The 12,459-nt window shown below is 67.3% G+C and carries 10 protein-coding genes; 8 read left to right on the forward strand and 2 right to left on the reverse strand.

All coding sequences use genetic code 11. The features are described from left to right. From PO883_RS26275 to PO883_RS26305, 7 genes are all read left to right on the forward strand, one after another. The coding region (locus PO883_RS26275; RefSeq protein WP_308606244.1) for a cache domain-containing protein at positions 1–458 on the forward strand (458 nt) is incomplete at its 5' end. Positions 459–665: 207 nt separating this feature from the next. Next, entirely contained in the window at positions 666–2,150 is a 1,485-nt protein-coding gene (locus PO883_RS26280) for a hypothetical protein (protein WP_289312381.1), read from the forward strand. Continuing rightward, positions 2,147–3,637 (forward strand): hypothetical protein, encoded by a 1,491-nt coding sequence (locus PO883_RS26285; protein WP_289312382.1) that lies wholly within the window; start codon positions 2,147–2,149, stop codon positions 3,635–3,637. The genes PO883_RS26280 and PO883_RS26285 overlap by 4 nt, the downstream gene beginning before the upstream one ends. Positions 3,638–3,665: 28 nt before the next feature. After that, positions 3,666–4,118, forward strand: a complete 453-nt coding sequence (locus tag PO883_RS26290) for a hypothetical protein (RefSeq protein WP_289312383.1) — start codon at positions 3,666–3,668, stop codon at positions 4,116–4,118. Positions 4,119–4,142: 24 nt separating this feature from the next. Continuing rightward, positions 4,143–7,766, forward strand: coding sequence for a tubulin-like doman-containing protein (locus tag PO883_RS26295; RefSeq protein ID WP_289312384.1), 3,624 nt, complete (start codon positions 4,143–4,145; stop codon positions 7,764–7,766). Positions 7,767–7,770: 4 nt separating this feature from the next. Continuing rightward, positions 7,771–8,655, forward strand: coding sequence for a hypothetical protein (locus PO883_RS26300; protein ID WP_289312385.1), 885 nt, complete (start codon positions 7,771–7,773; stop codon positions 8,653–8,655). 129 nt (positions 8,656–8,784) lie between these two features. Further along, positions 8,785–9,162 (forward strand): hypothetical protein, encoded by a 378-nt coding sequence (locus PO883_RS26305; RefSeq protein WP_167085831.1) that lies wholly within the window; start codon positions 8,785–8,787, stop codon positions 9,160–9,162. 12 nt (positions 9,163–9,174) lie between these two features. On the opposite strand, the gene PO883_RS26310 is transcribed toward PO883_RS26305, so the two are convergent. Continuing rightward, entirely contained in the window at positions 9,175–11,418 is a 2,244-nt protein-coding gene (locus PO883_RS26310; RefSeq protein ID WP_289312386.1) for a molybdopterin-dependent oxidoreductase, read from the reverse strand. Positions 11,419–11,538: 120 nt separating this feature from the next. On the opposite strand from PO883_RS26310, the gene PO883_RS26315 reads away from it, so the two are divergent. Further along, the gene (locus PO883_RS26315) at positions 11,539–11,871 is read left to right on the forward strand and encodes a hypothetical protein (protein ID WP_229423411.1); all 333 of its coding nucleotides are present in this window, start codon (positions 11,539–11,541) and stop codon (positions 11,869–11,871) included. A gap of 4 nt (positions 11,872–11,875) precedes the next feature. Here the strand turns inward: PO883_RS26315 and PO883_RS26320 are convergent, their stop codons facing one another. Beyond that, positions 11,876–12,457, reverse strand: a complete 582-nt coding sequence (locus PO883_RS26320) for a hypothetical protein (protein WP_289312387.1) — start codon at positions 12,455–12,457, stop codon at positions 11,876–11,878. Positions 12,458–12,459: the final 2 nt, after the last annotated feature.

Here is a 12,459-nt window from a genome sequence, read left to right on the forward strand (position 1 = left end):
GATCATTGTTCAAGCAATTGATGTTCGCGGTCTTTGCCTTCACCCTCGCCGGCGCCGCCAGCGCGCAGGATGCCAGGCGCGGCACCGCCGAGGAAGCGGTGGCCATGGTCAAGAAGGCCAGCGCCTACCTGAACGAGAACGGCCGCGACAAGGCGATCGCCGCCTTCAACGACCCCAAGGGAGAATTCATCAAGGGCGATCTGTACGTCTTCATGTTCACTTTCGACGGTACCGCGCTCGCGCACGGCCAGAATGCCAAGATGGTCGGCAAGAACCTGATCGACCTGAAGGCCGGCGAAGTCTATCCGATCCGCGAATTCATCAAGATCGCCAAGACTTCCGGCACGGGCTGGTTCGGCTACAAGTGGCCCAATTCGATCACCAAGGCCATGGAAGAGAAAAACACTTACATCGAGCGCAATGGCGAGGTGCTGATCGGCGTCGGCACCTACAAATAGATGAACATTGCGCCGCACCCTGAAAACCGTCCTTGCCGCCAATGACGGTTTCTCTCCAGGCATCCGGTCCCGCCCCCTGCAATACCGCGCAACGGTACCCGGTAAATAAACCGCGTAGCCAACCCGTTTGCGCTATGATTTGAAGAGCAACAACGGCCCGCTTTGACGGGCCGCGACTTCTTATACATATATATGGCGGCAAGCGACATGGTACACCGATGGGAAACGCCCGGCAGCGTCTGGCTGGAAGATGAACACACGGCGCAGTTTGAACTGGCGTCGAGCGAAGGATTGGGCCGCGTCGAGCGCGAAGCCCAGTCGCGCGGCCGGCTTCCCGACATCGCCCATCTGCTCGGCGCCTCGCTGCCACTATCGTGCGACTGCTCGCCCATCTATCCCGAAGGTTTCGCGTTTTGCCCCACCTGCGGCGCGCCGCTCGACAAGCTGGCCGGGCGCACCAAAACCCCGCCCGACTGGTGGGGGCCGTGGTCCGACCGCCTGCTGCCGCGCCATGTACCGCATGGCTTGAGCGTGACCGCGCTGGCGCTGGGCGACAGTCTCGAAGACCGCCCCGCCGCACCGGCCCCGGGCCGCCCTGACCGCAGCATGCCGGCCCCGCCGAATGCGCATTGCGTGTTCGCGGCCGGCACCTTCGGCTTTTCGGCGCAGCGCCTGATCGCGCTGGCCCATGCCCGCAATGTGCTGCAATATTGGGACCCGCTCGGCGCGGCCTGGCATGTCATGGCGGCCGAAGACAATACGGCCGACCTGAGCTTCAGCGCCCCGGCCTCGTCCTACGCCTGGCTGCCGGAGCCTGACCCGCTGCGCGGCGAAGTGGGGCTGGTGCCGACCGACCGCGGCTTGCGCCGCCTGTTCATCGATCCGGTCAGCGAAACCTGGCGCACCGAATCGGTGTTCGATGGCCGCCTTGCCAGCGCGCCCGGCGCCATGCGCCGCCACGTGGCTTGCCTGGTCAACGGCGAGGCGGGCGTGCGCCTGTGGAGCGCGCACAGCGACATGAGCAATGAAGTCGTCTACGAATGCGATGCCCCGGCCGGCCACTGGGAGCGTCCGGTCGGCTACGACGGCAAGCTGTTCTGGCTGCATGCCCAGGGCCAGCTGGTGTGGCAGCCGGACGCGCCGCCGCAATGGATCGCCTGGCCGGCCGGATGGTCGCCGCGCCTGCAGTTCGGCGGCCCCACGCAAAGCCGCGACGGCCGCCTGTGGCTGATCGGCCATGACGGCCAGGCTTATTCCTTCCTCGAACTGGGCAGGGCCGACGGCCAGCTCGAAGCGCTGTCCGGCGCGCGCCTGGGCTTTGCCAGCCTGCTGTTCCGGCGCGGCCATGCGGTAGTGGGCGAGCCGTGGGGACAGGAACACGTCGAAGATCCGCACGACGACGACGCCATGGTGCTGCCGCTGCTGCGCGGCTTCAATAACAACCGCAGCCAGCCAAGTGGGCTGGTGCTGCGCTTCCACCAGTACACCGGCATGGCCGAAGATGCGCTGGCCGGGCGCATCATCGCGCGCACCACGGTCGAATGGATCGGCAAGCGCAACGTGATCCTCGACGATATCGCGCGCCTGGCGCGCCCGCTCGAATGCGTGCCCTTCGTGTACGACAACTGCCTGTGGCTGCACCATCCGGACTGGAACCAGGTGCGTGGCTGGCATCTGGACGCGCTGTCGTGAGCCGGCGGCTGCCGCGCCTTGCCGCCAGCGCCGCGCTGCTGTGCGCCGGCGCGCCCGCGCTGGCCGGCTCGCACGTGTTCCTGGTCCAGAACTCCGGCTGGATGGAGCCGTTCTATACCGATCCGGCCTCGCCCTTCAAGCCGCTGGTGGCCGAAATCGTCATGGCCGCCACCCGCCCGGGCGACCCGATGGTGCTGGCCGCGTTCAACCAGTCCTTGCCCGGCGCGCCGTCGCCGAAGGCGCTGCTCTCGCTCAAGGTCGACCCGGTGCCCACGCGGCGCCAGGTGGTCACGGCGCTGTCCGCGCTCGCGGTGGCGCGCAAACCGGGCAGCACGGCGCTGGCCGATACCGATCTCAATGAAGCCGTCAGCTCCGCCATCGGCACGGCGCTGGGTGGCAAAGCGGGTCTGGTGTGGCTGTTCACGAACAACCGCAACAGCCCGAACAACGACCAGGCCACGGCGCTGCGCAACCGCGATTTTTACCAGCTGATCCACCGCGGCGGCGCGATCAGCAAGGCGCTCGCCTTTCCGCTGCAAATGCCGGTGCAGGGCGCGCAGTATCGCGCCAATGGCTTGATGGTGTACGTGTTCGCGGTAGGCGGCGAGGGCGCGCGCGAGCTCGATGCGCTGCTGGCGTCCGGGCGCCTGCAACAGGTCATCACGGAACCGGCCGCGCGCCTCAAGCCGCTCGACCGTGACACCGTGCGCCTGGTGCCGCGCAAGGTCAGCGACGCGCCAGGCGTATCGTTTTCGATGGCACCCAATGGCGTGCTGCATGCGGACGTGGATGCCGAAGCGCGCAGCCCCAGCGCCAAGATCGAGTGGAACCTGGAAAACACCATGTACCCGTACACCATCGCCAGCGCCACCCTCGGTGCGCGCTCGCTGCTGGGCGGGGAGAACCACCCGATCGAACTGGCCGGCACCCAGGTCAGCAAGCTCGCACCGGGCAAAAGCGCGCCGCTGGCGTCGACCATGCGGCTGCCGGTGGGCCAGCTGCCGGGCAAGTGGTCGATGCAGGCCGTCACCTCGGCCGGTTCGGCCTACGTGGTGCCGGGACGGATCGAGCTGCAACTGAGCGGCCAGCGCCTGGAACTGTCGCAAGCCTTCCGCCAGCGCATGGCCACCCTGTTCCCGGGCGATCCGCTGCCCGACATCTTCACGCCGCCGGCCCAGATCGACGGCTCCACCGCCGTCCTGCCGATCGAAGTACGGGTGCATTACGGCGTCGGGCCGCTGCTGGCGCTGATCGGCGCCGCGCTGGCGCTGCTGGGGGCGGCCGGCGCCGCGGTGCTGGCCATGGCGCGTCCGCGCAAGGCCTACGTGACGGTGGAGGATGAATTGCGTACCCTGCACGCGCGCGCCGGCATGAGCCAGCCGATCTACGACAAGGCGGGCAACAAGGTGGCGCAACTGAAAACCACGCTGTTCGGCCACCAGTTGATCGACCTGCGCGAAGGCGCCCAGGTCCGGCTGGGCCGCTGATCCATCTATTCATATTAGGACCATCTTCATGCAAAATCCCAAGGACCCCACAAGCGCACCCGCCGATCCCGGCTTCCGGCTGCCCAATGCGGCCAGTGCGCCCGCCGTCGGACCGTTCAAGGGCGACGCGAACGGCGGCACCTCGCCGCTGCCGATCGACATCGTCCCGGTCGAGGGCATGCCGGTGACCGATACCTCCACGCGCGACCTGGCCATCGGCGGTGCCGTGTTCATGGTGCTGCTGATCGGCTTTTTCTTCGTGCGTAACGCTTACGTGCATCACCTGGTGGTCAAGCGCGTGGCGCCGTCGTCGGCCGGCAGCGCCGGCTGGCTGATGTTCGTCGGCCTGTCGCTGGTGAGCGCGGCGGGGGTGCTGGCGGTCATCAACCCGGGCAAATTCCTGACCATGGCCATTACCGCGACGCTGGTGCTGATTGGCCTGATCGCCATCATCGCCGCCCTGTTCGTCGGACGGCGCTGAATCAACCACTGAAAGAGATTTGACATGGCAGAATTTCCCAATACCGGCGGCGCCAAGGCGGAACTGAAGGTCGACCTGCGGCCCACGCTGTTCATCGGCGCCGGCGGCACCGGCATGGAAGTGATGCTGCGGATTCGCCGCCGCATCCTGTCGGAGGTATGGAACCGCCACAATCCGACCCGGGTCGAATCGATCGCGCAGTTTCCGGTCGCGCGCTTCCTGCACTTCGACCTTGATAACAACGCCATCATCGACGAGGGCAAATCGCAGCGCACCGACCCGTGGTATGAGCTGGTCAAGCTGGCTGACGACGAGCGCCTGGTCGAGCCGCTCGACCTGCCCCAGTACCACGAATCGGACGACAGCCTGGCGCGTTTTCCGCTGATCGAAAACTGGATGCCGCTGCGCCCCAAGAAACTGCGCTCGCTCGGGATCGACCCGTCCAAGGGCGCGGGCCAGATCCGCGCGCTGGCGCGCCTGTACCTGTTCGACAAATATCCCAAGCTGCGCGGGCGGATCAAGGGCGCGCTGAATTTCTTGAGCAGCAATGCCGGTAACGAGCGCAAGGAAACCTACCAGCGTCTCGGCCTGCAAGTCGATACGTCCAAGTTCCGCATCGTCGTCATCGCTTCCTGCGCCGGCGGTACAGGCGCCGGCAGCGCCATCGACCTTGGCTGGATTTCCAAGGCCATCGCGCGCCAGGAAGTATCCGACAACCAGGTCGACCTGGTGATGTTCATGCCGTCCGGTTTCGCCAAGGCCAACAAGGAGCGCACCGAGGCCAATGCCTACGCGACCCTGATGGAGCTGGAAACCACCATGCGCGACATGAACGCGCAAGTACGCTGGGCCGAGCCGGACAGCCTGGTGGGCAAGGGCGCACCGTTTGACGATGTGTATTTCGTCGACACCGCCAACCTGGCCAACAAGGCGACCGGCGACGTCAAGGATCTCTACCAGATGGTGGCCGACACCCTGTTCGAGGACTTCGCCTCGGCCGATTTTGCCAACCGCAAGCGCTCGATCGCGGTCAACCAGCAGCAGCACAAGCTCGGGCCCTTCAATCCGCGCGTGCCGGAACAGCGCTTCGGCGACATGCGCCTGTCGTACTCCAAGGTGTATTCGGCTTTCGGCCAGGCGGTGCTCGACACCCAGCAAAGCCTGCGCGACGATATCCGCGCCTACGAGCTGGCCGCGCTGATGGTCAAGGCTTTCTTCGGCCTGATCGGAACTGACGGCGTGGCCGCGCGCCGCGCGGGCGACCAGGAACGCGACATCTTCATGCGCGAGCAGATGGCGATGAGCGAGCATCCGTTCGACGAATTCCCCGACTTCAAAAAGGGCACGGTGGACCTGACGCCGTTCCAGGAATACGCGCTGACCGACCAGCTGCTGATGGACAAGGACCAGCGCTCGCTGCTGGAGCGGGTCGAAAGCAAGGTGCAGCTGGAAATCGATCGCATCATGGGTTCTTACGACCTGGGTGTATGGCGCGAAAAAGTGGCCGAGCTGTTGCCGCACCTGGAGCGCGACGCCATCCGCGAAGCCGGCGCCACCGCCGAAACGAGCGAAGACCGCATCAAGCGCCACACGGTCGAACTGACCACGCGCCTCAAGGGCCGGGCGCGCACCCAGTTGTACGCGCTGCTGGACGACCGCAAGCAGGGCGGCCTGGAATTCGTGCTCTCGCTGCTGGAACAGATCAAGGCGCGCCTGCTGCAGCGCGACCTGGGCAACGCCGAACGCAATGGCAAGCGCTATCGCGACATCCGCGATGCGCTGCGCACGCGCCAGGTCGAGGAGTCGCTGGGCAACCTGTCGCAGGCGGCCAGCCGCCTGTTCGGCAAGGACGTCCAGTCGCGCGAAGTGATGGCTCACCTCAAGCGCGACATCGCCGACTACCTGCGCTTTCACATGCTGGCGGTGGCGGCTGGCCAGTCGATCGAAGTGATGCGCGCCATGTCGGCCTGGCTGGGCGACCCGCAAAGCACCGACGAACAGGGGCAGCCCGTATGGAGCGGCATCGCCGGCGAATTCCAGGAGGGCCGCCGCTGCGTGCAGGCCATGCTGGGCGCGGTCGACCAGCGCATCGACCAGCTGCGCGCCGACGCGCGCCACGAACACGCCACCTGCATCAAGCTGGCCAGCGATATCCTGCCCGATCCGGTGGCCTTGAGCGGCGACATCCACGCCTGGAGCGAGGAAGTGCTGCTCGAATTCGGCGGCTCCGCGCGCCTGTTCCCGCAACTGGGCGATGAAAAACTGCGCGCCAGCCTGCTGCTCAAACTGTTCCGCCGGGCCCAGACCCAGCTCAGCGTGCAGGAGGCGGGCGACGCCGACCCCGTCGATCCGCTGCTCGAACGCCTTAACGCCATGTCGCCCCAGGAGCGCCAGCGCATCTTCAACGAGTGGCTCAAAAGCGCCATGCCGTGGATGAATGCGCGCTTTTCCGCCGAGTTCACGCCCAAGGCCGACCAGTTCAAGTGCTTCATCGGCGTGGGCGACGTCAATGCCTGGCGCAAGATGGAAACCGAAATCCGCGCCGCCGTGCCGGCCGGTTCCTTCCATGGCGACCTGGTTTCGGTGGTCAACACCGGCATTAACGGCAAGGCCGTGTGCTACATCGAGCTGTCCGGGTTTCCGATGACGGTGCTGCGCGGCCTGCCGACTTGGCGCACCTCGTACCAGATCGAGAATCCCAAGATTCCGACCCACCTGCATTTCGACGCGACGCGCTTCCGCCATCCGATTTCGCCATCGATGGATGAACTGAACCGCCTGGCCGACGATTACGAGTGGTTCTTGCAGGCCAACGCGCTCGGCGTCATCCGCCGCAAGGGCGACCTGGCCGACCGCGAAGCGTCGTTCCAGCCGCGCGGGCAGTACCTGTTCGAGGTCGAGCCGGGGTCGGGCGAGTGGCTCCAGATCGGCAACGAGTTTGCGATCCGCTCCAACGGCTTGCCGCCGTTCTACCGCGAACAGGTGATCGCCGCCGTGCAGCAGCGCCTGGCCGGCGTGGGACCGGCCCAGCTGACCATGCTGGCAGCCCTGATGCGCCACTTCCAGCAGCGCGTGTACGAACCGAAGCTCGACGTCGACGAAACCGGCGCCCAGCTGCCGTCGCCGTCGCTGCCGAACATCACCGCGCGCCGCCTGTATGAACAATGGTTCAAGCGCGCCACGGCCATGAACCCGGCGCTGTCCCTGCGCGACATCGATGCCGCCAGCGCCTCGCTGGCCCAGTGGAGCGACACGGTACCCAATTCGGCCAGCGATGCCTACACCTGGGAAGTCGAGAAGGCGGTCGACAAGCGCGCCATCCGCGCCGCTTACCTGGCCAGCGAGTTCGAGGCGGCGCAGGCGCTGGCCGGGCGCGCGCTCGCGTCTCCACCACCACCGCCACCGCCGCACGCCGGCGCTGGACGCTATAAACTGTTCATCGACGGCGCGCAGCAGGGACCATATTCGATCGATGAAATCGCGCTGCGCATCGCCCGTGCCGAAGTGGGGGCCGAGACGCGTGTGTGGAACATGCAGTGGAACCCCAAGGCCGACAAGTGGAAGTTCGCGGGCGACCTGCCTGAGCTGGCCGTCCTGTTCGACGATGCGATTCCCGACCCCGATAACGACATACCCGATCCAGACTGACGCCATGAACCTGCAAGACCAAGTGATCTACCGCTGCATCGATGCCGCCTGCGCGCGGCCGATGCCGCGCCGGGTCGATTTTTGTCCGTACTGCGGCGCTCCCCAGCACGACGGGGCGCGCCGGCCCGCCTCCGCCGGCGCGGGCGCCCCCGCGTTTGCCCCCGCTTCTGCGGCGCCTGCGGCTGCGCCGGCGCCGGCCGTGTCGCCGCTCGACGCCCCCTCGTTCGTGCAGGTAGTGCCGGTGGCGCCGCCAGCGCCACCGAAGCCGGCAGCGGCCGCGCCGGCGCGCAAGAGCACGGCGCGGCCCGCGCCGGCCGCCGCTAGCGGGCTGCGCAAGCCAATCCGCCTGCGCTACTGGCTGCTGGCGCTGGCGCTGCTGGCCGTGATCTGGTTCACGGCCAAGCCGGAACCGAAACGGGTCGAGGCGCGCATCGCCGAGGCCACCGAGCTGGCTGAAAAATGCAAGATCAAGGAAGCGCAGGACGAGGTGGTCGCGCTCAGGGCCGACAAGGTCAGCGCGGCGCAACTGCGCCGCTTGCAGTCGTCGATCAACGCGGCGGCCGACGCCTGCGAACGCAAGCGCCCGCGCGTGGTCAAGCCCAAGGCCGCCCCAAGGAACGAGCCGCCGGCGGTGTCGTCCAGGCCCGCGCCACGGCCTGTGGAACGCCCGCTGGACCAGTCGGCGCGCAACCTGATCGCGGAAGCCGAGCGCCAGATCGCGCAGGGCGATTACCGGGCCGCCGCCGCCAAGCTGGAAACCTGCATCGCCATGGTGGAGGGTGGCAGCCGCGAGTGCGCCGCTTTCAAGAAATATGCCAACCGCCTGCTCAGGGAAATGGAGAGCTGCGTGGCATCGGGACGTTACTGGAGCAACGGACGCTGCACGTAAGTACAATCGTGTCATAAAGTCCAGCGCTACTCGTCTGACATGTATCTTTTTTGTAAAGATTGTCAAAGTGCTTGCTGGAATGTTGCTGTTTGGTCTAGGATCGACACTTTCCTCTCATTGGAGACGTCGATGGCTCTCAGCAGAATTCTCCCGTCGCTGGCACTGGCCTGCGGTGCAGCCTCGGCGCAAGCTGCCAGCTTCGACTGCGTGGCGCCCGAGTTTCCCGATAAATCGGTGTCGAGCCAGGCCGCGCGCCGGGTGGACGACCAGGTGCGCGCGTGGGAAAAGTGCTATGCCCAGTTCCGCGCCGGCCACTGGAGCATCGATGCCGCGCGCCAGAACGACGAAGTGGCGGCCGGCCTGGAACGCTGGATGACGCTCACGCGCAGCCAGGGCCGGCGCAGCAGCGCCGATGGCCCGGCCCGGATCGCACGCGACAAGCGCGATAGCCAGGCCGCGCGCTTCGTCGAACAGGCGCCGGTTCAATACGCGGTCGAACTGCCCTGAACCCGGGCCGGGTCAGGCCAGCGCCCGCATGTCGATCGCAATCCCCGACAGCACCGCGTTGCCCGACAGGGGATCGCGCAGGTTTTCGTCCAGCAGGGCGTTCAGGTTCACGCCCGGCCGCTCGGCCGCCACCCGCATCCGCGTGCCTTCCAGGTTGTGGCCCCAGCCATGCGGCAGGCTGACCACGCCCGGCATCATCTGCGCCGAGATCTCCACCTGCACTTCGATCATGCGCTCGCCATTGCGGATCCGCGCCATGGCACCGTCGACCAGGCCACGGCGCGCCGCGTCAATCGGATGGACCAGCGCCGTGCAGCGGTAGGCGCCCTTGGCCAGCACCGGCAGGTTGTGCATCCAGCTATTGTTCGAGCGTAGCTGGCGCCGGCCCACGATGACCAGGTCCGGCGCCGGCGCTTGCAGGTCGGCCGCGGCGCGCGCCAGGTCGTCGAGCAGCGCCTGCGGCGCCAGTTCGATCTTGCCCGACGGCGTGCGCAGCGCTTCCGGAATGCGGCTGCCCATCGGCCCCAGATCGATGCCCGAGGGGGCCGCCTTCAGGCGCGCCAGGGTCAGCCCATCCGGGTTTTTGCCGAACTGGTCGCCGTAAGGGCCGCTGCGCAGCGCCAGGTCGAGCATGCGCTCGGCGCCGCGCTGGCTGCCCAGGGCCGCCATCAGCGCGGGGGCGGCCGGTCCGGCGGCGCGTGCCACTTCCTCTTGCAGCAGCTCGTCGTCGAGCGCGTCGATATCGGCCGTCGCGCCCAGTCCCTTGGCGATCGCGGCGATGCGCATCAGGCTTTGCCACTCGTCCGGCTGCCCGCCCGCGCGCGCCAGCACGGGCGCGCTGAAACGCGCATGGTTACGGTGCGAGAACTGGGTGAAACTGACGTCGTAGTGCGCGTCTTCCAGCGGCGAGACGCCCGGCAAGATCACGTCGGCGTGGCGCGAGGTTTCGTTGAGGTAGATATCGAGGCTGACCATGAAGTCGAGCTGCTCGAGCGCCTTGGACAGGCGCGCCCCGTTCGGCGCCGACAGTACCGGATTGGCGGCGATGGCGATCAGGGCGCGGATCTGGCCGGGGCCGGGGGTGTCGATTTCCTCGGCCAGGCAGGTCACCGGCAGCTCGCCCGACACTTCGGCCGCGCCCGAGACGCGCGAACGAAAACGCCCGCTGACCACACCGCGCCCGATGCCCGGCGCGCCGCGCGTATTGGCGGCGAAGGCGGCCGCTTTGGGGAACATGGCGCCGCCTTCTTCATCGAGGTGCCCGGTCAGCACGTTGATGACGTCGATCAGCCACGAACACAGGGTGCCGAACTGCTGGGTGCAGGTGCCGATGCGCCCGTAGATGGCCGCGCGCGGCGTGTTGGCCAGGCTGCGCGCGAGCTGGCGCATGGTGGCCGCATCGATGCCGCAGCGCGCTGCCACCAGTTCGGGCGCGTAGCCGCGCACCGCCGCTTCGACCTGTTCCAGGCCCACCGTATGGCCGGCCAGGCGCCCGAGGCGCACCAGGTTTTCGTCGAACAGCGCGTGCGCGATCCCGAGCAGGAAGAAGACGTCGGCGCCGGGCCGGATGAAGTGATGGGCGTCGGCCACGTCGGCCGTTTCGGTGCGGCGCGGATCGACCACCACCAGCTGGCCGCCGCGCGCGCGCAAGGCCTTGGCCTTGCCGCGAAAGTCCGGCACGGTCCACAGGCTGCCGTTCGAGACCATCGGATTGGCACCCAATATCAGCAGGAAGTCGCAGCGTTCGATGTCGGGCACCGGCACCGACAGCCAGCTGCCGAACATCAGCCCGACCGACAGCATCTTGGGAACCTGGTCGACGCTCGACGCCGAATACATATTGCGCGTGCCGAGGGCTTTTGCCAGGCGCGGGAAGTACAGCATCAGGCTCATTTTGTGGGAGACCGGGTTGCCCAGTACCGTGGCCACGGCATTGGCGCCGCCGGCGGCGATGACGGGCGGCAGGCGCTTGCCGATTTCGGCGTAGGCTTCGTCCCAGGTGGCCGGCTCGAACACGCCATTGCGCTTGATGAGCGGCGTGCGCAGGCGGTCCGGATCGTCGTGCAAGTCTTTCAGGCCGATCGCCTTGGGACACAGGAAGCCGTGCGAGAACACGTCATTGGCGTCGCCGCGGATGCGCACCACCTGGTTCTCTTCGAGGTCCAGTTCAAGTCCGCAGCAGGCTTCGCAGAACGGACAAATGCGGTGCGCGCTGGTGGCGGGTGGGGTGGCAGGCAGGGTGCTGGACAAGGTCATGGGAGCGCTTTCCAAAAAAATCGAACGGTCGTGCGATTGTGTGCACTTAGTGCCCAACTGTCAACCGGAATGTCGGGCACGGGTGTATGCTATTGAGCAACAACAACCGTAGGGGAAATCATGAAAATCACATCGCTCATCGGCTGCGCAACGATGGCCGTGGCGCTGGCCGCGCTGGCTGGCTGCCACAAGGACGAGCAGGGCATGGGACCGGCGCAGAAGGCCGGCGCCAAACTCGACAAGGCCGGCGACACCGTCGGCGACAATCTCAAGGCCAACGTCGACAAGGCCGAAGAGGCGGGCAAGAAGATCACCGATGCGGCCAAGGCGACCGGCGACAAGATCAACGAGGCGACCCAGGACGCCAGCAAGGGCCTGAATCAGGCGACCGAGAATGTCGGCAAGAAGGTGGAAGAAGCGGGCGAAAAGATCCAGGAAGCGGCGCGCAAATAAGACCCTAGCCGTGGCCGCGCGCCGGCTCCAGCGGCGCCCGCACGGCCATGGCGCGCCAGTCGTCGACCGCCTCCGGGCTCACCACCAGCGCCACCATGTTCGGAAAGCGCTCCAGCATCCGGTCCAGCCACGGCATGTCCTGCATCAGTTGATCGATGCCGGGCCGCGCCGGCTCGCGCAAGCGTTCCAGCACGCGCCGCCGGCGTGCCAGTGCCGGGTGGCCCAGGGCGTTGAACAGCGCCAGTTCGGCCACGGCGCGGTCGACCAGCACACCGGCCGCGCCGAAGCGCAGCAGCCGGCTTCTGTCGCCGGCCCAGTCGAACAGGCTGGCCGCCACCGGCAGCAGCGTTTCGTGGCCCGGCTTCCAGCCTGCGGCCAGCAGGTGCGTCATGACTTCCTCGAACAGGGTGCGCGCGCAGACATTGAGCATGGCCTCGCCGTCGAGGATGCGTTCCAGCTCGCGCCGCCAGGAGGCGTCGTCGCCGGCCACGTGCGCCTGCGTCAGGCGCGGCAGCGCCGCGCCGTACTGCGCGATGGCCAGGTCGCACAGGTGCTGCGGGTCGCCGCGGTCCAGGTCGGGCTGCAAGG

The organism is Massilia sp. DJPM01, from assembly GCF_030348125.1.
Lineage (GTDB): Bacteria > Pseudomonadota > Gammaproteobacteria > Burkholderiales > Burkholderiaceae_D > Telluria_A > Telluria_A frigida.

Bases quoted from the DNA above. Each gene is read 5' to 3' on its own strand.
- PO883_RS26305 (WP_167085831.1), top strand. From the start codon at position 8,785: ATGGCTCTCAGCAGAATTCTCCCGTCGCTGGCACTGGCCTGCGGTGCA.
- PO883_RS26300 (WP_289312385.1), top strand. From the start codon at position 7,771: ATGAACCTGCAAGACCAAGTGATCTACCGCTGCATCGATGCCGCCTGC.
- PO883_RS26310 (WP_289312386.1), bottom strand. From the start codon at position 11,418: ATGACCTTGTCCAGCACCCTGCCTGCCACCCCACCCGCCACCAGCGCG.
- PO883_RS26295 (WP_289312384.1), top strand. From the start codon at position 4,143: ATGGCAGAATTTCCCAATACCGGCGGCGCCAAGGCGGAACTGAAGGTC.
- PO883_RS26290 (WP_289312383.1), top strand. From the start codon at position 3,666: ATGCAAAATCCCAAGGACCCCACAAGCGCACCCGCCGATCCCGGCTTC.
- PO883_RS26280 (WP_289312381.1), top strand. From the start codon at position 666: ATGGTACACCGATGGGAAACGCCCGGCAGCGTCTGGCTGGAAGATGAA.
- PO883_RS26315 (WP_229423411.1), top strand. From the start codon at position 11,539: ATGAAAATCACATCGCTCATCGGCTGCGCAACGATGGCCGTGGCGCTG.